At 63.5% G+C, this 20,480-nt stretch carries 18 protein-coding genes; 6 read left to right on the forward strand and 12 right to left on the reverse strand.

Features of this window, described 5'->3' with window-relative positions:
* The 4 genes from repA (at position 1) to K0P03_RS29080 (ending at position 4,579) form a co-directional block, all read left to right on the forward strand.
* On the forward strand, positions 1–1,218 hold the full coding sequence (repA, locus tag K0P03_RS29065) for a plasmid partitioning protein RepA (RefSeq protein WP_023516093.1): 1,218 nt from the start codon (positions 1–3) through the stop codon (positions 1,216–1,218).
* Positions 1,218–2,291, forward strand: a complete 1,074-nt coding sequence (repB, locus tag K0P03_RS29070; protein WP_272791556.1) for a plasmid partitioning protein RepB — start codon at positions 1,218–1,220, stop codon at positions 2,289–2,291. The genes repA and repB overlap by 1 nt, the downstream gene beginning before the upstream one ends.
* Before the next feature lie 261 nt (positions 2,292–2,552).
* Positions 2,553–3,779: a plasmid replication protein RepC gene (gene repC / locus K0P03_RS29075; protein WP_272791410.1), complete on the forward strand. Its 1,227-nt coding sequence runs from the start codon at positions 2,553–2,555 to the stop codon at positions 3,777–3,779.
* A 155-nt stretch (positions 3,780–3,934) separates the two neighbouring features.
* Complete coding sequence (locus K0P03_RS29080; RefSeq protein ID WP_272791411.1) at positions 3,935–4,579, forward strand: GntR family transcriptional regulator; 645 nt, start codon at positions 3,935–3,937, stop codon at positions 4,577–4,579.
* Positions 4,580–4,622: 43 nt separating this feature from the next.
* Here the strand turns inward: K0P03_RS29080 and K0P03_RS29085 are convergent, their stop codons facing one another.
* The 11 genes from K0P03_RS29085 to K0P03_RS29135 all read right to left on the reverse strand — a co-directional run bounded on the left by K0P03_RS29085 (position 4,623) and on the right by K0P03_RS29135 (position 16,317).
* A complete protein-coding gene (locus tag K0P03_RS29085; protein ID WP_443020621.1) occupies positions 4,623–5,114 on the reverse strand; it encodes a GNAT family N-acetyltransferase in 492 nt (163 codons plus the stop codon).
* Positions 5,115–5,316: 202 nt separating this feature from the next.
* Entirely contained in the window at positions 5,317–6,174 is an 858-nt protein-coding gene (locus K0P03_RS29090; protein ID WP_130516782.1) for a transporter substrate-binding domain-containing protein, read from the reverse strand.
* 51 nt (positions 6,175–6,225) lie between these two features.
* Positions 6,226–7,005, reverse strand: a complete 780-nt coding sequence (locus K0P03_RS29095) for an ABC transporter ATP-binding protein (RefSeq protein WP_050744267.1) — start codon at positions 7,003–7,005, stop codon at positions 6,226–6,228.
* Positions 7,002–7,730 (reverse strand): ABC transporter permease, encoded by a 729-nt coding sequence (locus K0P03_RS29100; RefSeq protein WP_023514193.1) that lies wholly within the window; start codon positions 7,728–7,730, stop codon positions 7,002–7,004. The genes K0P03_RS29095 and K0P03_RS29100 overlap by 4 nt, the downstream gene beginning before the upstream one ends.
* Positions 7,730–8,449 carry an ABC transporter permease gene (locus K0P03_RS29105; protein WP_037404989.1) on the reverse strand — a complete coding sequence of 240 codons (720 nt, stop codon included), beginning with the start codon at positions 8,447–8,449 and terminating at the stop codon, positions 7,730–7,732. Before K0P03_RS29105 ends, K0P03_RS29100 begins: the two co-directional genes overlap by 1 nt.
* 112 nt (positions 8,450–8,561) lie before the next feature.
* Complete coding sequence (locus K0P03_RS29110; protein WP_272791412.1) at positions 8,562–9,410, reverse strand: transporter substrate-binding domain-containing protein; 849 nt, start codon at positions 9,408–9,410, stop codon at positions 8,562–8,564.
* 64 nt (positions 9,411–9,474) lie between these two features.
* Positions 9,475–11,169, reverse strand: a complete 1,695-nt coding sequence (locus tag K0P03_RS29115) for a M28 family peptidase (RefSeq protein ID WP_272791413.1) — start codon at positions 11,167–11,169, stop codon at positions 9,475–9,477.
* Positions 11,162–12,586, reverse strand: coding sequence for a M20 family metallopeptidase (locus K0P03_RS29120; protein ID WP_272791414.1), 1,425 nt, complete (start codon positions 12,584–12,586; stop codon positions 11,162–11,164). Before K0P03_RS29120 ends, K0P03_RS29115 begins: the two co-directional genes overlap by 8 nt.
* 451 nt (positions 12,587–13,037) lie before the next feature.
* Positions 13,038–13,286, reverse strand: coding sequence for a hypothetical protein (locus K0P03_RS29125; RefSeq protein WP_023512719.1), 249 nt, complete (start codon positions 13,284–13,286; stop codon positions 13,038–13,040).
* Between the two features lie 128 nt (positions 13,287–13,414).
* A complete protein-coding gene (locus K0P03_RS29130) occupies positions 13,415–14,761 on the reverse strand; it encodes a hypothetical protein (RefSeq protein WP_050744263.1) in 1,347 nt (448 codons plus the stop codon).
* 215 nt (positions 14,762–14,976) lie between these two features.
* The gene (locus K0P03_RS29135; RefSeq protein WP_050746896.1) at positions 14,977–16,317 is read right to left on the reverse strand and encodes an IS1380 family transposase; all 1,341 of its coding nucleotides are present in this window, start codon (positions 16,315–16,317) and stop codon (positions 14,977–14,979) included.
* A 311-nt stretch (positions 16,318–16,628) separates the two neighbouring features.
* Here K0P03_RS29135 and K0P03_RS29140 point away from each other — a divergent pair, with 311 nt between their 5' ends.
* On the forward strand, positions 16,629–17,537 hold the full coding sequence (locus K0P03_RS29140) for a glycoside hydrolase family protein (protein WP_023512717.1): 909 nt from the start codon (positions 16,629–16,631) through the stop codon (positions 17,535–17,537).
* A 128-nt stretch (positions 17,538–17,665) separates the two neighbouring features.
* Here K0P03_RS29140 and K0P03_RS29145 read toward each other — a convergent pair whose 3' ends face one another.
* Positions 17,666–18,799, reverse strand: a complete 1,134-nt coding sequence (locus K0P03_RS29145; RefSeq protein WP_272791415.1) for a helix-turn-helix domain-containing protein — start codon at positions 18,797–18,799, stop codon at positions 17,666–17,668.
* Between the two features lie 605 nt (positions 18,800–19,404).
* Between K0P03_RS29145 and K0P03_RS29150 the strand changes: the two genes are divergently transcribed.
* A complete protein-coding gene (locus K0P03_RS29150) occupies positions 19,405–20,418 on the forward strand; it encodes a UDP-glucuronic acid decarboxylase family protein (protein WP_024269950.1) in 1,014 nt (337 codons plus the stop codon).
* The last annotated feature ends 62 nt before the right edge of the window (positions 20,419–20,480 follow it).

Below are 20,480 nucleotides of genomic sequence, written 5' to 3' on the forward strand. Positions count from 1 at the left end.
ATGTCGACGCTTCGCCCGGCCGACGAAACCATTGCGGAAGACGCACAGGCGCTGTCCGTGCAGCTCCAGGCCATGCGCGACCGGCTGTTTCCGCCGACTTCGCAGAAGACGCTGCGCAGCTTCACCTCGGGCGAGGCGGCGCGGCTGATCGGCGTTTCGGACGGCTATCTCAGGCAGATATCGCTGGCGGGCGAAGGACCGGAGCTGGCGACCGGTCCGGGCGGCCGGCGCATGTATTCGCTCGCCGATATCGATGCGCTGCGCCATCACCTCGCCGAACAGGCGCGCGCCAAGGGCAATGCGGCAAAGGCCCGTTCCTATGTGAAGTGGCGCGATCCGGCGCGTGGTGAACACCTGCAGATCATCTCGGTCACCAATTTCAAGGGCGGCTCTGGCAAGACGACGTCCACGGTGCATCTGGCCCAGCATCTCGCCATGACCGGCCACCGGGTGCTTGCCATCGACCTCGACCCGCAGGCCTCGCTCTCGGCGCTCTTCGGCTATCAGCCGGAACTCGACCTTGCCGGCAACGACACGATCTACGGCGCGATCCGCTATGACGGCGAAGCCCGTCCGCTGTCCGCCATCGTTCGAAAAACCTATTTCCACAATCTCGATCTCGTGCCCGGCAATCTGGAACTGCAGGAATTCGAGCATGCGACACCGCGTGCGCTTGCCGAGCGCCGGGCAGGGGAGGCGCACGGCCTGTTCTTCACCCGCGTGCAGGCGGCGCTCGCCTCAGTCGCCGACGACTACGACGTCGTCGTCATCGATTGCCCGCCGCAGCTCGGTTATCTCACGCTCTCGGCGCTCTGCGCCTCCACCTCGGTCATCGTCACCGTGCATCCGCAGATGCTCGACGTTGCCTCGATGAGCCAGTTCCTGTTCATGACCTCGGATCTGCTCGGCGTGGTGCGCGAGGCGGGCGGCCAGCTCAATTTCGATTTCCTGCGCTATCTCGTTACCCGCTACGAGCCGCATGACGGGCCGCAGGCGCAGATCGTCGGGTTCCTGCGCTCGCTCTTCGGCAACCGCGTCCTGACCTCGACCATGCTGAAATCCACCGCCGTCTCCGATGCCGGCCTCACCAAGCAAACACTCTATGAGGTCGGCCGCGAGAATTTTTCCCGCGGGACCTATGACCGGGCGATGGATTCGCTCGAGGCGGTCAACCAGGAAATCGAACAGCTCGTTCACAGCGCATGGGGTCGCACATGATGACCGGCCGCGACCGTAAGAACTCGATCAAGGCGCTGTTCGGCGGGGATATCCTGCCCGCCGGCGCGGAGCGCGCGCCCGAGACGAAATCGCTCCCCGTCGCCGAGACACCCGCCACGCCGGGGCGCACGTCCTCCGGCGCCGTCAAGGCGATGGGGCTCACGCTGTCCTCCATCACCCGCGAGGCGGAGGAGGCACGGGTGCTGCGCCAGGCTCTGGAAGAGGGCGAGCGCATCGTCTCGCTCGATACCGGGCGGATCGACGTCTCCTTCGTCAGCGACCGTCTCTCCGACGAGGAGCGCGACGATCCGGACTTTCTTGCGCTTGTCGAAAGCATGCGCGAGAACGGCCAGCAGGTGCCCATCCTCGTGCGCCCGTCCTTCGCCACGGATGGGGCAGGCGAGAGTGAAGGCCGCTACCAGGTTGCCTACGGTCACCGCCGTCTGAAGGCGGCCCGCCGTCTCGGCGTCAAGGTCAAGGCGGTCGTGCGGCCGCTCACCGATGACGAGCTGGTGCTCGCCCAGGGCAAGGAAAATGCCGAGCGGCGCAATCTGAGCTTCATCGAGCGCGCGCTCTTTGCCCATACGCTTGTCGGCCGCAGTTTTGAGCGCAGGCTCGTCTGCGATGCGCTGGCGGTGCAGAAGAGCGAACTGTCGCGGCTGCTGCAGGTGGCCGATGCGGTGCCGCTGCGCTTTATCCGCGCGATCGGCCCGGCGCCGAAGGCGGGGCGCGAGCGCTGGATGGCGCTCGGCGCGCTGTTTGCGAACGGCAACGGAGCGGAGATCGAGAAGGCGGACGACGAGACGACCTCCGCGCGCTTTGCGACGGCAGCGAGCGACGAGCGCTTCCAGATGCTGTTTGACCGCCTGCTGCGCCCGGCGCAGAAGGCGCCGGCTGCTGCTGAGGAGATCGTCCGGGCTGACGGCGCGCTGCTTGCCACGGTCGAGCGCAAGGGTAAAGCGGTGCGTCTTTCTTTCGCGAAAGATGTCGATCCGGCCTTCATCGCGGCGCTGAAGAGCCGCCTGCGGGAGGATTATGCAGTCTTTCTTGCCGAAAAGGCGGAGAAGGACTGAGCAGGTAAACACCTGATTCGGCCGCGTGAGCGGCTGGCAAACACCTGAGAAACCAGCGGAAGGATACGCGGAGACAAGAAAAAAGGCCCCCAAAACGTCACCATTTCGGAAGCCCTCTTCTATGTAGCAATTCGAGAGAATCACTTCCAACAGTCAAAGTCAAGAGTCGTCCGGCCCTGTTGCCGCGCGAAACAAAGACCTTCGTCTGCCTGATGGCCGGCGTTGACGGGACTTCCTTGCCTCGGAAAAGGGGACCCGACAATGATGGAGCAGATTGCAACGACGCCTTTTGGCGGCGGACGGATGAGTGCGCGCCTTTTCCTGAGGCAGCGCGCGACAACGGAGCGACAGGAGAAGCTGCGTGCCGGCGAAGGCGGCAACGACACCGGGCGCGCCGACAAATGGCAGCTCATGCGCGCCGTGACGGAAGCCCGCCGGGTCTACGGCATCGGCGACCGCACGATCAGCGTGCTGGAGGCGCTCGTCTCCTTCGCCACGGAGCGCGAGCTCGACGGCACGGCGCCGATCATCGTCTTTCCTTCCAATCGCGAGCTTTCGCTGCGCGCGCGTGGCATGGCCCCGGCGACGATCCGGCGCCATATCGTAGCGCTCGTCGAGGCCGGCATGATCTTCCGCCGCGACAGCGCCAACGGCAAGCGCTTCTGCCGCCGGGACGAGGCGGGCGCGCTGGAGGATGCCTTCGGCTTCGACCTGGCGCCGCTGGCGCTGCGGGCCGGCGAGATTTTCGAGGCGGCAGAGACCGTGCGGGCAGAGGATCGCGCTCAGCGGGCCCTGCGCGGCGAGGTGACGCTGCACCAGCGTGACATCGCCAAGATCGTTGCCACGGCCCTGGAAGAGGGCAGGGCTGGCGACTGGCTGGATTACGCCGCACGTCTTGCACAGCTTGCCGCCGGGCTTGGCCGCCGCGCTGCCTGCGATCTCCTGGCCGATCGGCGAGAGGCCTTGCTGCATCTTCGGGCCAAAGTGGAAAACGCTTATCTCTCAAGCCTTTCGGAAGAAGAATTGAGCGGCAGTGACCTTCAGACTGAGCAGCATATACAGAATTCAAACACAGACCAAAAATTTGAATCCTATAGCCGAGAAACTCAAAAGGCGAAGGCGGTGAACGAGGCACGGCCGGCACCGGAGCAGAAGATGGCGATCAGCCTTGCTCGGCTGGTCAAACTTTGCCCCGATATCGCCGATTACGGACGAGATGGCGTTACCAGCTGGGCCGATCTCCTGGCAGCGGCCGACCTCGTGCGCTCGATGCTCGGCATTTCGCCTGATGCCTGGCGCAAGGCCAAGGCCGCGATGGGCGAACAGGCGGCCGCGGTGGTGATCGCCGCGCTCCTGCAACGGGGTGAAGCCATTCGCTCGCCCGGCGGTTATCTCCGCGATCTCACCGAAAAGGCCGGCCGTGGGGCGTTCAGCATCTATCCAATGCTGCAGGCGCTGGAGCGGGGACGGGCGGTCGGGGATGACTGATGCTGCAGGGTGGCAGGACGGGAAACTCGGCAAGCTTTTGACTGAAAACGGCAATCCGCATTGAATTGCGCGGGCAGCTATCATAGTTTCTCCAAAAATGGCGCCAATTCCGCGATCGAAGCAGAGCGGCGCGCGGTCAGAAAGCGGGACGGACGATGCGGGCGGCACAGACGGAAGCGGCACTCGAGGCGGAGGAACGGGATGTCACGGATCTCCTGTTGCAGGATATCCTGACGGGAACCCTGCCGGCAGGCACCTGGCTGAAGCAGATCGACCTCGAACGCCGCTACGCCTGCACGCGGCCGGAGGTGCGCCGGGCGCTCGACCGTCTGTCGCAGAAGCGGCTGGTGCAGCACATTCCCAACCGCGGCTACCAGGTCTACGAGGTCGACGATGCCCGCACGCAGGAGATCAGCGACATCCGCGTGATCCTGGAGACGTCCGTTGCCGACCGGATGGTCGCTCATGCGACACCCGAGGCGATCGAGACCCTGCGCGGCCTTGCCCGGCAATTCGACGATATGTCCTTTCGCGGCACGATCATCGAGCACTACGACGCCAACCTCGCCTTCCACCGGGCGCTGCTGCTCCTTTCGGGCAATCTCGAACTTGTCGAACTCGTCGCGGAAATCCGCCAGCGCACGGCCTCCGCGCCGGTCTCCCAGTGGCGCACCCGCGCGCGCATCGAACAATCCGCCCGCGAGCACCACCTGATGGTCGATGCGCTGGCGGCCGGCGATGTCGCGGAGCTGAAGCGGCTGATCGAAATCCACATCCGCCAGGCGCCGATCCGCAGCTGAGTGGCGAAAAGAGCCGGAGCAGGCGTGCTGCTCCGGCCGGCCGTCAGGCTTTCAGGCGCAGACGGGCATTTTCGAACGGCAGGCCTTCGTCGTCGCTCGGCCGCCGGGAGATTTCCGCAAAGCCGAGGGCGCCGTAGAAGGCAAAGGCCTCGGCATTACGCGTATAGACCTCCAGCACCAGCTCGCCCTTCAGGGCAAGCGCCTCGGCGATCAGGGTGCGCCCGATCCCGCGGCCCTGCTGGCCCGGCGCGACGAACAGGCCGCCGACGAAGGTGTCGAGCAGGCTGATGAAACCAACGGGCCTTTCGCGATGGCAGGCGACGATGGTTTCGGCTGCGGGCAGGTAGGTCGTTTCGATCAGCGTCTGCTGCGCGCGCAGACGCGGTTCGCCCAGGAAGGCATGGGCCTTCAGCGAGGCGTCGAACCAGATGTTGGACAGGGTCTTGAGGTCCGATGCCGGGTCATAGGCACGGAGAATGATGTCGTTTTTCACGAAAACTCCACAGAAAGATGGATATGCAAAGGGGATCGGCATCCGGGATGCCGGGCAGCACCGCATAGGGCGGCTCAGACGGGACCTCTGCGCATAAATCTCCTTCTCTCGGGAGCCTCCGCTGTAGGGTAGCCGCGACGGGCTGTCAACAGACGGCCGCTCGCGCCCTGCAAGCCGCCCGTTTCCGGGATCCTTGCAGGGCGCGTTCGATCAGGGATTTGCTCTTGCTGGCTTCAACCGGGCATCAGCGCGGCGTCAGGTCGAAGCCGAACCACTTTTCCGACAGGCGCTTGATCGTGCCGTCGTCCTTGGCGGCGGTGATGGCGGCATCGAACAGCGCCTTCAGCTCCGGATCGCTCTTGCGCAGGCCGACCGAGCTGCCGGCGCCGAGGAACCCGCCCTGGAAGCGCGGGCCGACGATGGCCATGTCCGCATTGGCCGGCTTTTCCGCTGCGGTCATCAGGTAGCCCATGGAGGCCATGACGAGATCGACCCGACCGGCGATGAGGTCGAGGTCGTGCTGCTCGGTCGTCTTGTATTCCCGTACCTCGACGGCGCCCTTCAGGTATTCGTCGATGAAGCGGGCGGCGATCGAGGCGCTCTGCACGCCGATGGTCTTGCCTTCGAGCAGCGGCTTCAGGTCTTCTGCGGCCTTGCGGGCGCCCGCCTCGTTGGAGGCAAGGGAGAAAAGCTCGCCTTTCATCGGCATGTTTTCGAGGTCGCTGCCCTTCAGGGTGGCAAAAGCCTGGCCGGTGCTGCCGTAGGACAGCGAGAAGTCGATGACCTCCTTGCGCTTTTCCGTCGCCGACATGCCGGCCATGATGGCATCGAACTTGCCGGCGTTCAGCGCCGGGATGATGCCGTCGAAGGCCTGCGGCACGATGGTGCATTCGACCTTCATATGGGCGCAGAGAACCTTGCTGAGCTCGATCTCGTAGCCGTCGAGCGTGCCGTCGGGCTTGGTGAGGTTGTAAGGCGGGAAGGCGCCCTCGGTGGCGATCGTCACCGTCGTCCACGTCTTCTCCTCCGCCATGGCCGCGCCGGCCGTGACGGTCGTGGCGAGGCCGAGGGCCGCTAGGGCGATCTTGGCTGTGTTCTTCATGTGCATTCCCCTTTTGTTTGGTGGCGGTGGCGTTTTGCGGCTGAAACGCGCTCAGGCGCTGATGAACTGTCGGAACCGGGCGGATCCGGAGCGGGTGAAGACCTCGTCAGGCGTGCCTTCCTCCTCGATGGCGCCCTGGTGGAGGAAGACGACGCGGTTCGACACGTCGCGGGCGAAACCCATCTCATGGGTGACGACCAGCATGGTGCGGCCTTCCTCGGCAAGGCCACGCATGACGCGCAGCACCTCGCCGACGAGCTCGGGATCGAGCGCGGAAGTGGGCTCGTCGAACAGCATGGCCTTGGGCCGCATGGCGAGCGCCCGGGCGATGGCGGCGCGCTGCTGCTGGCCGCCGGAGAGGTGGGCGGGATAGTGGTTGCGCTTGTCGGCGATGCCGACTTTGGCCAGCAGCGCCTCGGCTTCCTCGATCGCCTCGCGGCGCGGGCGCTTCAGCACATGGACGGGCGCCTCGATGACGTTTTCCAGGACGGTGCGATGGGACCAGAGATTGAAGCTCTGGAAGACCATGCCGAGTTCGGCGCGGATGCGGTCGACCTGCCGCGCATCGGCCGGCCGGCTGCGGCCATCGCCGGCGGCCTTCAGGCGGATTTCCTCGCCCGCGACGCAGATCGAGCCGGAATCAGGCACTTCCAGAAGGTTGATGCAGCGCAGCAGCGTCGACTTGCCGGAGCCGGAGGAGCCGAGGATCGAGACGACCTCGCCCTCGCGTGCTTCCAGGCTGATGCCCTTCAGCACCTCGATGGGGCCGAAGCGCTTCTTCAGGTCGCGCACGGCGATGGCGACGGGCGGTGCGGTGTGGGTCTGGGTCAAGGGGTTTCTCCCGAAAGGGCGGCGGAGGAGGGCAGGGGCAGCGGCCGGCGCTGCGCCGGGCTCAGCCGGTGTTCGAGCGCGGCGACGAGCCGGGTGAGCACGAAATTGAGCACGAGATAGAGCGCGCCGGCGACGACGAAGACCTCGATCACCCGGTAGCTTTCCGAGATGATGCGCGCCGCGACGCCGGTGATTTCCATCAGCGTGATGATCGAGGCGAGCGAGGTCGCTTTCACCATGGCGATCATCTCGTTGCCGTAGCCCGGCAGCGCCTGGCGAATGGCGAGCGGCAGGACGACCCGGCGGAAGATCATGAAGCGCGGCATGCCGCAGGCACGCGCGGCCTCGACCTGTCCATGCGGCACGGAGAGCAGGCCGCCGCGGATGATCTCGCTGGCATAGGCGGCCGTGTTCAGCATCAGCGCCAGGACGGCGCACCAGTAGGGTTCGCGCAGCACCGGCCAGAGGAAGGAGTGCCGCACGGCCGGGAACTGGCTGAGGCCGTAGTAGATGAGGAAGATCTGCACCAGAAGCGGCGTGCCGCGGAAGAGGAAGACATAGAGCCGGGCGGACCAGTCGAGCAGGAAAATGCCGGAAAGCCGGGCAAGCGCCAGCGCCAGGGCGAGGCCCGCGCCGAGCAGGATGGCGGTTGCCGCAAGCTCCAGCGTCAGCGGCAGGGCGCCAAGCAGGCTGACGAAGGTTTCCCAGAGAAAGACGATGTCCATCAGCCCCTCCTGACGCCGCGGGAGAACCGGCGCTCCGAGGTGTGGAGCAGAAAGCCGGACAGGGTGGATATGGCGAGGTAGATCAGCGCCGCGATCAGGTAGAAATCGAAGGGCAGGCTGGTGGAGCCCGCGCCGATCTGCGCCTGGCGCAGCAGCTCGACGACGCCGGTGACCGAGACGAGAGCGGATTCCTTCAGCACCACCTGCCAGACATTGCCGAGGCCGGGCAGGGCATGGCGCAGCGTCAGCGGCGCGACGACCCGGCGGAATTTCAGCGCCCGGCCCATGCCGCAGGCGGTTGCCGCCTCCAGCTCGCCGGGATGCACGGCGCGGAAGGCGCCGCGAAAGACCTCGGTCTGCTGCGCGCCCGAGGTGACGCCGACGGCAAGGGCGCCGGCCAGAAAGCCCGGAAAACTGACGAAACCCTCCGCCCCGAACAGCCGCCCGACCGCGCTGACGACGGCACTGCCGCCGAAATAGAAGAGGTAGATGACGAGCAGGTCCGGAATGCCGCGCAGCACCGTCGTGTAGGTTTCCGCGGCGAACCGCACGGCCGGCCCGCCGGAAATCTTCGCCCAGGCGCCCGCCGTGCCGATCAGGCCGCCGATGAAGAAGCCGGCCAGCGCGATGAGGATCGTCATGGTGGCGCCGGCGGCCAGCGCCTGGCCCCAGCCGTTCGGCCCGAAGCTTACGAGATCGAGGATGCTGGGTTGGCTCATGGCGAGAAGGGTCCCCGGCCCGCCGGTATCGAGTTTGGCCATCTGTTCATTGTGGTGTGTCCGCCTGACGAGGGCCGGATGGGTCCTGAAAGACCCACCCGGCGGGCTCGGTTCACTGGTAGGAAGGGGTTAGATCAAGCTTGCTCCATTTCGTGGAGAGGGCGCGAATGACACCATCGGCAGCGGCCTGCTTGATCGCCTCGTCGAATTTGGCTTTCAACTCGACTTCGCCCTTGCGCATACCCATGGCGACTTCCGTCGCCAGCATTGCGCCTTTCACCAGCGGGCCGGTCATCGCCAGGGTCTCGTTGCCCGGCTCGGCAAGCATCTTCGTGCCGTAGACGCCGCTGTCGAAGCCTGCGTCGAGGCGGCCAGCCTTGATGTCGAGGTCGCGTTCACCCGAACTTTTGTAGGTGCGGACCGTGACGGCGTCGCCGAAATACGCGTTGATGAGCTGCTCCTGGCTGGTCGACTGCACGACACCGATCGTTCTGCCTTCGAGGCGCTTGCCGATCTCCGCCATGACCGGCTCAGCCTTTTGCTTGTCGTTGAGATTGAGGCGTTCTCCCGTCATGGGGAGTTCTGCGACCGGTCCGTCCCTGGCAATCAGGAACGTTGCGACGCCACTGGCGTAGGGAACTGTGAAGTCAACGACCTTCTTGCGCTTCTCGTTGATGCCGAGCGTCATGACGAGGTCGAATTTCCCGGCATTCAGACTGGGTATGAGGCTCGTCCACTCGCCCGCCTGCAACTCGCATTCGACCTTGGCGCGGGCGCATATGTCCTTGATCAGGTCAACGTCGAAGCCGGACAGTTGCCCCTTCGCGTCGAGCGCATTCCATGGCGGAAATGCACCCTCTATGCCCACCCGGACATGGGTCCAGTCCTTGGCGGCGGCCGTAGACGCCGCAAGGGCAATGCTGCTCAGGAGAATTGCCGATATCCATGCATTCCGTTTCATCTTTCCGTTCCCTTTTTATTGCCGAATGTCTCTCGGTTGTGCCGCGGTGAAATGATGCGTTTTGTCAGCGTTCCCTGCGCTCGATGAGGGCGGCAAGCACCGCCTGTGCCTCCCCAAGGCTATGGGTGACGAGATTTCTGCTTTGTCGTGCGGAGACGACATGGAAGGCGGTGTCCGCAGCGTCTTCGGAGAGCTCTGCGAGCGTGCGGAGGCCGGAAAGCGAGGGCCAGGCAGGATGCGGCAGCGCGCTGTCATGGCTGAACCGATTGCCGCTCGTGTAGTTGATCGGCACGAGGGCACGCGACACACGCATCAGGGCGCGGTCGATCTCGGCCCGCTGGCCTTCACGCGCGCTCTTGGCCATTTCGTTCACGGTTCGGGCCGCCGCCTCAAGCGCATCGAGGCGGCCGAGCAGACCGGTGATATCAAGACGGCCATCGAGGCCGGCTACCAGCGCCGAGAGTTCCGAACGCATCGAGGCGGTGAAGGCCGTATAGTCCAACGGCAGGACCGGATCGATGAGCAGGCGAGACAGCACGGCCAGGACGATTGCCGTATCGCGATCGAGGTTGTCGAGGTCCATGTGCTCGATCAGGTCGTGCGGCGTGTGCCACCACCAGCCATGGGCCGAAGGGCGCTTCACGCCGCCGGGAGGGTGATGGCTGATGCTTCCGAACATCGAAGGTATTCCGATGCCCCAGAAAGACTGGTCTGCAACCCGCTGGTGGCGGCGACCCGCGTGAATCTGGCCGGACACCGCCTCGATTTCCTCGGCGGCAAGCGTCTTCAGCTCGTCGATGACCGCCGAGTTTGCAAGAACGCTTGCCCCCGCGCCGCCGGTCGAATCGACGTTGACATGGACGGCGCAACGCCGGTTGAGTTCATCCCAGTGTTCATCCGCATACCAGGCCGATCCGGAATAGCGACCATGGGAGTGCCCGGACCAGAAGCAGAGCCTGAGGCCGCGCCTCCACAGGTCGCGTCGCTCGGCAAGCAACCGCGCTGCTTCGAGCATGGTGGCGTTGGCGCCGCCATTGTCCATGACGCCGTAGTGCCATGTGTCGTGGTGGCCGGACAGCAGAACGAACGGATGGTCGGTGTGCTCCGCGTTCGCCGGCGGCAACTCGGCGACAAGGAGCGGCGTCTTTCGCCAGCCGGTATCCACCTCGGTCCAGAGCTTCACGGAGAGGGTTTCATCGCTCAGTGAGCGCGCCTTCAGGGCAGCCCCGTCATCACAGGCGATGGTGCAAACGACCGTGGATGGCAGCAGCGGCCGCGTTATCTGCGAAGGATTGCCCCATACCGGCGAAACACACATCTCGTAGAGATGTTCGTTTGGGCTGATATGGATCTGACCCACCGCGCCATGGAGGGCGGCCAGTGCGGTTACTTGTTCGTCGGCGATCCCGTCGACCAGAACAACCTTGCCGGAGACGCTGTTCGAGGCGAAGGACACGGCGCTGCCGTCGCCGATATAGACAAGCGGTGCGCAAATTCCCTCGGCCGGGGTCGAAAGAGACATGGAATGCGTGATGCATCGCAGGCTTTCGCCCCCGACCTCGATGCGGGCACGCCCGGGCAGGCTGATATAGGCGTCGTGGGCGAGGAGTTCCGTCCGGTAGCCGTAGGACGCCATCTCCCGTTCGAGATAGCGAAAGCTCTCGCGCTCTTCCATTGTGCCGGAGAGTTTGATGCGGCGGGCGAACTCTTCGATATGTGCGGCGAGGCGCGCGCGGTCGGGACGAGGCGGATTACGCATTGGACTTCACCGGCAATGGAGGATCGACGTCGTCGGGGATGGGGTTGACGAAGGGCGTGCCGTCGAGCCGGGCGGCGTGATCGGCCTTTGCGGCAGCGATGAGGGCGGGATCTGCGATGAGGTCGAGCGCCGTTGCGGCCATCACCTTGGCGGCGTGTTCCATGCCCCTGTGGGCGGCGGGCAGCTTGCCCTGCGCCACGAGTTGCCAGGAATGGCCGGGCGTGCCGATCGCATAGGTCGCCCCGCGCATTTGCACCGTCGGCACGACCCAGCTCACCGTGCCGACATCGGTGGAGCCGACCAGCGTGCCCGCGCCGCTTTCGGGCGGAAAGATCGTGTCGCACAAGGCCACGCCGCGCCGCAGCTTCAGCCCGAAACGTTCGAAGGCCGAGGCGATGTCCTCGGCGGTGAAGGTCTTCTGGAACGCTTCCGCCGTGGCGCGGTCGGCCGCGTCGAAGGCCGGCGGGCCGAGCCGTTCGAGATGGCGGTGCATGAGGGTCTCGAGCGGCGTGTTGCCGACGAGATTGGCATCGCCGCTGACGATCTGGCTCGTGACGGCCGTGCCGGTCATCATCGCCGCGCCCTCGGCGACGGCGCGCACGCGGGCCGAGAGGGCATGCAGTTCCGGCAGGCTGCGGGCGCGCACGAGATGGCGCACCGAGGCGCGGGCCTGCACGACATTCGGCGCATGGCCACCAGCGTCGGTGATGGCATAGTGGATGCGGGCGCTGGAGGGCATGTGCTCGCGCAGATAGTTGACGCCGACATTCATCAGCTCGACGGCATCGAGCGCGCTGCGCCCGAGATGGGGTGTGGCGGAGGCATGGGCGGCACGGCCGGAGAAATGGAAGTCGATCTCGTTGCAGGCGAGCGAGACGGGATTGTTGACGCCGGCAAAGGGCGCCGGATGCCACGATATCGCGATGTCGACGTCATCGAACAGGCCGGCGCGTACCATGAAGCCCTTGGAGGAGCCGCCCTCCTCGGCGGGGCAGCCATAGTAGCGGACGCGTCCGGCAAGCCCGTGTGCCGCCAGATAGTCCTTGACCGCGGTGGCGGCCATCAGCGCGCCCGCGCCGAGCAGGTTGTGGCCGCAGCCATGCCCGTTGCCGCCGGCAACGAGCGGCCGCTCCTCGGCAAGCCCCGCCACCTGGCTGAGGCCCGGCAGCGCATCGAATTCGCCGAGAATGGCGATGACCGGACCGCCTTGCCCGGCTTCCCCCATCACCGCCGTCGGCATGCCCGCCATGCCCCGCGCGACACGAAAGCCTTCCGCGTCCAGAACCGCTGCATGGGCCTCGGCGGCGGCATGTTCCGCATAGTTCGTTTCGGGCGTGTCCCACACCCGGTCGCTGAGGTCGAAAAACACCGCCCGCTTCGCCTCGATGAGGCCCCAGATGGCATCGGAATTCATCATCACGTCTCTGCCTTGCAAATGGTATCCAAGATTGGCGCCAATTTACGATAACATTTTTGGATACGCAAGGGGGCTGTGCTGTTGTCGGCAGGAGACGGCTGCGGGGCCTTGAGCATTGCCAGCCGAAGCGGGATCGCTTCGGCGTCGGACAATGCGGAAAAACAAGGAGATAGAAGGCCTCCAGTAAACCCGCTTTCACCGGAAATACTTTGGCGCAGGGGGCTGGGGGAGGGGAAAACACACTGCCTTGCGTTGGCGTCCCGTCCCTTTCCAACACTGCGGTCTTCTCCGGCATGGAGAAAAGAGCCGGTTGTCGAAGGGGGCACAGCCGCCCCGTCCTTGGGGGGAGGGGGACGCCCGGCACGCAGCCTGTTTGGTCACCCGGCCGGCAGGTCCGGCCTGGCGTGGGCCATTTCGGTATGCTGTGCGCCGGAGCCGAAACCTGCCGCGCTCATGCGCGCCATGCAAGGATCGTCATGACAAGCGGCGTGCCGAGCACGACGCCGACGATGGAGAACAGCGGCCCGTAGAAAAGAGCACTGAGGGGGATCCAGGACAGGCACTGCGCAAGGCCGCCCGCCAGGCAGCTGTGCGTCCCACCCTCGAAAAGGCTGTAGACCGGAAGAAACAGACCCGCGACGGCGAGGCTGGCGCAGAAGGCAAGGACGGCCGACAGGAGGAGGAGACTCAGGGATCTCATTGCACTGGACTACAGAGGGTTCCCGCCCCGATCAATGACGGCTTTTGCCTTCTTGGAGATCCCCTCGCGGAAAAGGCGGTTTCTCCGGATCGGATGTTGCCGTCCCGCCCGCAAGATCCGCTGTTTCCCTAGCGGTTTGCAACATATTCCAATCGATACCAGTCGATGAGGCCGGTGCGGAAATGGTTGGCCGCAGCCCGGGACCACATCGGCGTGTTGTGATCGCCGACGACCATGATGTCGAGGGGCGGCAGGTCCGGATCGGCGGCGATCGCGGCGACGGCGTCGAACACCTCCATCCAGATTTCCGTCAGCTCGCACGGAATGCGGTCGGTTATCCGGGCCTGAGCCGAATTGCATGCCAGGGGGCCGTTTTCGACGGGAACATACGGCAGATGGCTGTTCAGCGTGAGCCAATAGACGAACTTTCGCTGGCCGTTCGACGCGGCAAGCTCGCGATGGACGCGCTTTCCGACATCACTGTCGCAGAGCCCCTTCAAAGCGGATCCGCATTGGCGGGTAAACTCGGACGGATGATCTCTCTCCAGGTCGTCGCGAAAGTTCAGTGTCTTGAGTCCGATGCTCGGATACCAGTCTCGCAGGGCAAGGAGCCCGCCCTTGAAACCGTCATAGCTGATCGTCGCGAAGCCGGCGTCGGCGAGCCTGAAAGGAAGGCAATCATAGCGTTTATCGGCGAGATAGTCGGTGAAAGTACCCCATCTGCCGCACAGTTCCCGGGAGATCGCGCCGCTGGTGGAGCCATAGTGCGCGTTCACGCCGTGTGTCAGCTTGAACCGGTTCCCGGCCGCGTCACGCAGCTTGCTTTCAAGTAGGCTGCGCTCTTGCGGATCCGCGAAGGCGCCCATTCCCTCGACCAGCACCAGCAGCACGTTTCTGTCGTTGCGAATGATCATGTCCGACGTCAGGTTCGCCTGCTGCATTGCGCTCTCGAATGCTGCGGGCTTGCCGGGCTTGTACAGATTGACGCTTCGGTCGATCCAGATGACCGCCGCGACCGCGATGATCAACGGGATGAGCGATGCGGCGCGCAACCTGTCACGATAGCGGTTGATCAAATAGGCGGACGCCAAGGCAAGGACGATGAACCAGACCGTGCCGGCGACATACAGGAAGGACGCGCCGATATCGATTTCCGTCAGGAAGCGCAGGGAGGCGAGGGAGACATCGAAGGGCATGTCGAACATCAGGCATATGATGACGAAACCGTCGATCGCCGCAGCCAGAAGAAAGAGCAGGTAGCTGAAGGGCCTTGGCAGGGCGAGCGAGAGGACGGCTGCGGCAAGATAGATGGCCGGACTGGGCAGGCGCCGCACGATCAGCCATGGCGATGCAAGGATAAAGAGCGCGTTTGGAAGAACTGCGATCAGGAGAACGGCCAGCCAGGCATCACGATCGCGCAGCTTTTCGAGGTAGCCGCCAGGGCGTGATTGATAGTCCACGGACGGAGCGGCCATGAATGATCTCCATTGTTGGGCGGCTCTCTAACATGGTTCAGTTAACCGCCTTAATGCATGGCGCGGGCCGTTTTGGCGACGAGATGCGAGGCTTTTGCTGGCTGCGCGACACCGCAGGCAAGTTTTTCCAGTCGCCGGAGTTGATCCGTCGCGATGGAAGGCGGGGTTTGCAGGTTGAGGTCAGGGGTCGTTTTGGGGCGTCAGCGCCCCGTTGGCTATGTCACGAGCCGCGGGATGCGATCCAGGACGATGCGCAGGATGCGCTGATCCGGGCAGGATGTCGGCAGGTGCAGGCGGATCTGGGTTTTCATCTCGACCACGCGCGCGGCAATCTTGATGAGGCGCAGTCGCAGCGTGTCGAATTGGGCGACGGCAAAGCTGGATCGTTTCGGCATTGCGGCGCGCAGGCCCCACATCAACCAGTAGGCGCCAGCATGCAAGAACAGCCGGAACTGGTTGGCCGCCGCTCTCGTACAGGAGGTCCGGTCGGCGGCGAGATGCGTCTTCCATGACTTGATGTGGTTCTCGGCCGCTCCACGCCGGCAGTAGACGTCCTCGTAGAGCGCTTTGGCCTTGCCACCTGCAAGGTTGGTGACGATGAAGCGGGTGTCGGCGCCTTGGGCGCCAACCTCGACGCGGGCGATGATGCGCTCGACGCGGCTCCAGCTGGCGGCGCCATCAAAGAATTCCTTGAACCTGCGGACCTTGCCCGTCTTCGCCGACGCTTCGAACCGCGCCACCGTGCTGGTTTCCAGGTCTGCGACATGCTTGCGCAAGGTGGTGGTGGGCGCGAGACCGAAGATGAAGTCGACATGGTTGGCGCGGCACCAGTCAATGACCTGCGGGCTGCAGTAATGACTGTCGGCCCGGATCAGGATCCGGGTGTTCGGCCAATTGCTCCGGATCGCCTGCACCAGGCGGCGCAAGTGGGGACGGATTTCGACCCCGCTCGGCCGCTTTGCCGGTCGCAGAACCGCACCGACGAACCGTCCCGCGTCATCGAACACAACAATCGGCTGGAAGCCATATTCATCGTAATGGGCATTGAACAGCCGCAATTGCTGGCCGCCATGCACGGCGTCAAAGGTGTCGTCAATGTCGAGCACGATCCGCTTGGGAACTTGCCGGAAAGAGACGCAGTAAAGGTCGACCATCGCCCGGCCCATCGCCACCAGTTCCCGCACGCCGGGCAGGTTCTCCAGCCGGCAGATCGTCGATTGCGAGGCCAGGTTACGACCCGACGGCAGCGCGTCCTGGGCCATCTTGAAGACCGGATCGGAACGCAGACGGTTGGCATCGTTGCCATCCTCGTAGCCGGCAGCGATCATCTTCATGCGAAAGCCGATCATGTCGGCCAGGCTATGGATGGTCTGGTCCGGGCAGCGCGGATCGTCGATGCAGCGCGCCAGACGGTCAGCCACCCGCAGCCGCTTCTCGACTTCGGCAAGAGCGAGAACCCCACTGTTGGACGACAGCATGCCGCCATCAAAACGGGCGACAACGCACTTGCCGCGAACAGATGACAAACCGGGCAGCGCTAGCGTAGGATCATTCATGGCGGGTGCGGTCTCCCAGAAACGACGCGGATCGGCGTAAGCAACCAAATCCTACGTCATTTCAACGGCTTGAACCACATCCGCCAACCCCTCATGAATTATTCGGGTTAAAAGAATGGTTTGTCGGTGCGGGCATGATGTCCATGCGGCCCTGTTAATTTAGTAATGTGTTAACCAGATCGATTCCGGGGATATATACGCTTCTGTGCCACGCTTGACGCCTGTAGATCTCGGAATCCCGGGGTCCTGGCCTCGGTGGGGAGCACGTGCAGCGCGCTTTGACGGCAAGTGACTGGTTGGAACGAAGCGGATTGCTCCGCCTCGATCAGCGTCCGTTCCTGGAAGACAACTTCATCTTCCGGAGCAACCGGGAGGAGGCGTGGCATTCGGAATTCTCGGAAGCGTCGCTCGATCATGGCGCGGCGAAGGTCGGTGGCACGGTGTCCCTGAAGAATCCTGGCAAGGTTGGTATCGGCACCTGGGAGATCGATTCCGACGCGAGCGCCTTCAGCGATCTCGATATCTTCGATTTCGGCTGGTATACGAACTGGCGGCCCGATCCCCTGTCCACGCCGCAGGGCAAGGGACACGCACAGGGGCTTGCCGATGCGCGGTTCGTGCCGATGATCTGGGGCAAGACGGACCTCAGCACCACGAACATCAAGGCGCTGAAGGACACGAAATCGGGTTATCTGCTCGGCTTCAACGAGCCCGACAACAAGGACCAGTCGAACCTGACGGTGGCGGAGGCGATAAAGCTCTGGCCGAAACTGATGAAGACCGGCCTCACGCTCGGCTCGCCCGCCGTCACGACGCCCGAGACCCTGGGCAAGAACTCCTGGCTCGGCAAGTTCATGAACCTTGCGGACAAGAAGGGGTATGACGTCGATTTCATCGCCGTCCACTACTACTCGGAAAATCCGAGCATCGGGGAATTCAAGAAATTCCTGAAAAACGTTCAGAAGGCCTATGACAAGCCGGTCTGGGTGACGGAATGGGCCCTGGTGGACTGGGACAATCCCGACCGCTTCAGCACCAAGCAGATCGCCGCTTTCGCCGATGCCGCGACGCGCATGATGGACAGCCTCGACTTCGTCAAGCGCCATGCCTGGTTCGGGGCCTATGACGGCGGCGACGGCTGGCATATCAACACGCAGCTGCTGGATGCCGATGGCGACCTGACGAAGGTCGGCAAGGCGTTCTACGATCTTTTGCTCTAGAGTTTGTCAGGGAAAAGTGGAACCCGGTTTTCCTGACAAGACAAACGGAAACAAAGAACTCTGGAGCCAGTCAGGTTCGGCATGAAGCTGACTGGCTCCAGACGCTGGTCGCCGTCCTCCGGCGCCTCTCAGAAGAGACCCAGCGTGCGCAGCATGCCTTCGAAGGTTTCCGGTCGCCCACCGTCCTTGCCCGCATGCCCCTTGGCCAGCACAGGCTTGTGATCCTGCGTGTGCTTGTAGATGTTGCTGGGGCTGTAGCCGAACTGCTGCGTGAAGGCACGGCTGAAATTTGCCGGGGAATCGATTCCGATCGCGGCGCCGATCTCGGCAACCTTGCGGCTGTCGGACGGGTCCGACAGCATGGCGTGGGCCGCCAGCAGACGGCGGCGGCGGATGTAGTTGGCAACGCCGCCCGATGTTTCGAACAGCTCGTAGAGCCGGGTCCGGGAGATTGCCAGCTGCTTGCAGAGTGCTTCGGCGGTCAGATCGGGCGAGGCGATATTGCCCGCGATGAAACGCCTTGCGCGCGCCATCAGCCCCATGTCCGAAACCTGATCCCCACCGGCGTTGCGTTCCACCAGCGGTGTTACCGCCTCGAACACCATTTCGCGCAGGCGTTCCTTGACGTTGTTGAGGTCGTCATGCGTGAGGAAGCGCAGATTGGCCTCGACGCTGGCGACATAATCCGCCAGCAGCCGGACCCGGTGGCCGCCGAGCACGACATTGTTGCTGGCTGCCGGCAGACCTCCGTGATCGGAAAACAGATCGACGGGGGCGATCAGGCCGATCGATTCCGTGGCCAGCTTGCGCCCGCGGAACGGGCGGCCAAGCGAGCGGATTTCCACCAGCCCCGGCTCGTTCCTGGCAACCCGGCCATCGACCTCCGTCCAGCTCTGGCCTGAATGCAGAAAAATGATGTGCCAATGATCGAGGGGGCTCAACCGGACCTTTTCGGGCAGGCGCGCGTAGCCGACGGCCGGGCTGCTGTGCTGGATCATCAGCATGCCGCCAAGGTTCCACACGCTCTGCTGGGCGGAAAACCCATCCTCGGGATAGACATTTTCGGGCAGATGCACGTCGAGCAGGGGGGAGATGTAGTCCTGCCAGGCGGCGAACTGCTGGGGCGGCGGCAGGTCGCCGGTTGTGAAATCCAGCGGGGACAGCACGCCATTCTGTGCTTCCTCGACGCCGAGCGGAGGCTGCGTTACGCGCGCAAAGCGCCTGCGTTCGACAAAATCCGGCCCTGACCGAGTGTCAACCATTGCTCTGACCCTGCTTACCCCAACCTGTTGGGGTGCTTGTGCTCCAACCGGCCTACAGCGGTTCGTGTTCGGCTCTCCGTACGCTTTTAGGGGCGTCTGTTGCGGAGAGAGCATTGAAGTAACGGCAATCTGTCTTCAGTAGCGATAAATCCGGGTGTGCTTTTCGTCGTGCACAACCATGTATAACCAGAAATTTAGAACCCTTCAATAGTACTATTTTTGTGCTTTCTGACCTGTGAAAAATGACTTCCCCGCTTGGTTCTCACGCGAACCTGTCTGCGGATCTCCCTCTATTCATTTAGGGGGCTTCTTAAATTCGAGGCATTCTTGCGAACCCGACGCAGTTTCCGCAGTTTTTCGGGCTCATTCCCGCTCCGGTACAAAATCCACTCAAATGAACTGGGTATATATCCAGCCTGGTTTTCCGAAAGTGGAGAAAGAATCTCATCTCAAAAGAATGGATAAATTGGAAAGTTTTCGGATTCGCTGATATTGCGCCACTATATTTGAATATCCTATAACAGGAAAAGAGTTAATAAAGCATGAAAGTCGCGCAGATACTGATCTGTATTTGCTGAGGTTGCCCCTTTGTATTGGAGTATGCTGTGGGTAAGCCATATAAATCTTTCACTTTCACCCCGAAATTAAAAGTCAACCGGCGTATTCTTGTGGCTGGTGGTGCCGGATTCCTCGGATCACATCTTTGTGAGCGCCTGCTGAAAGACGGAAACACCGTCATTTGCCTGGACAATTTCTCTACGGGCCGCATGGATAATCTGCGCCACCTGCTGCGCTACGACACATTCAGCTTCGTTCGCCATGATATTGTCGAGCCGATAGACGTTGCGGTCGATGAAATCTACAACCTCGCCTGTCCCGCCTCGCCGCCGCATTATCAGGCCGATCCGGTCCATACGATGATGACCAGCGTGCTGGGCGCGCTCAATCTTCTCGAGCTCGCCGCCCATCACAAGGCGCGGATCTTCCAGGCGTCCACGTCGGAGGTCTATGGCGACCCCCATGTGCATCCGCAGCCCGAGAGCTACTGGGGGAACGTCAATTCCTTCGGCCCGCGCGCCTGCTACGACGAGGGCAAGCGGTCTGCCGAGACGCTGTTCTACAGCTTCCATCAGCAGTACGGTGTCGATATCCGCATCGTGCGCATCTTCAACACCTATGGCCCGCGGATGCGGGCCGACGATGGCCGCGTCGTCTCCAACTTCATCGTTCAGGCGCTGAAGGGCGAGGATATCACCGTCTATGGTGATGGCTCCCAGACCCGCTCCTTCTGTTATGTCGATGACCTGATCGAAGGCTTCTACCGGCTGATGAACAGTCCGGCCCCGATCCACACGCCGGTCAATATCGGCAATCCCGGCGAATTCACCGTCAAGCAACTGGCCGAGCAGGTTGTCGCCATGACGGGGTCGTCCTCCAGGATCGTGTATCGCCCGTTGCCGGTCGACGACCCGCACCAGCGCAAGCCCGACATCACCATGGCCGAGCGGGGGCTCGGATGGGCGCCGACGGTGGCGCTTGCGGAAGGCCTGAAGGCGACGATCGCCTATTTCGAGCATCAGTTGGCTCCTCCCGCCAAGGAATTCGCCGTCGTCGCGTAGATACGGCGGGCAGTCTGAACCGAACCACATCCGCAGTGACGCTATCACTCCCGCGCATGGCC

The organism is Shinella sp. HY16, assembly GCF_028534175.1.
Classification (GTDB): domain Bacteria; phylum Pseudomonadota; class Alphaproteobacteria; order Rhizobiales; family Rhizobiaceae; genus Shinella.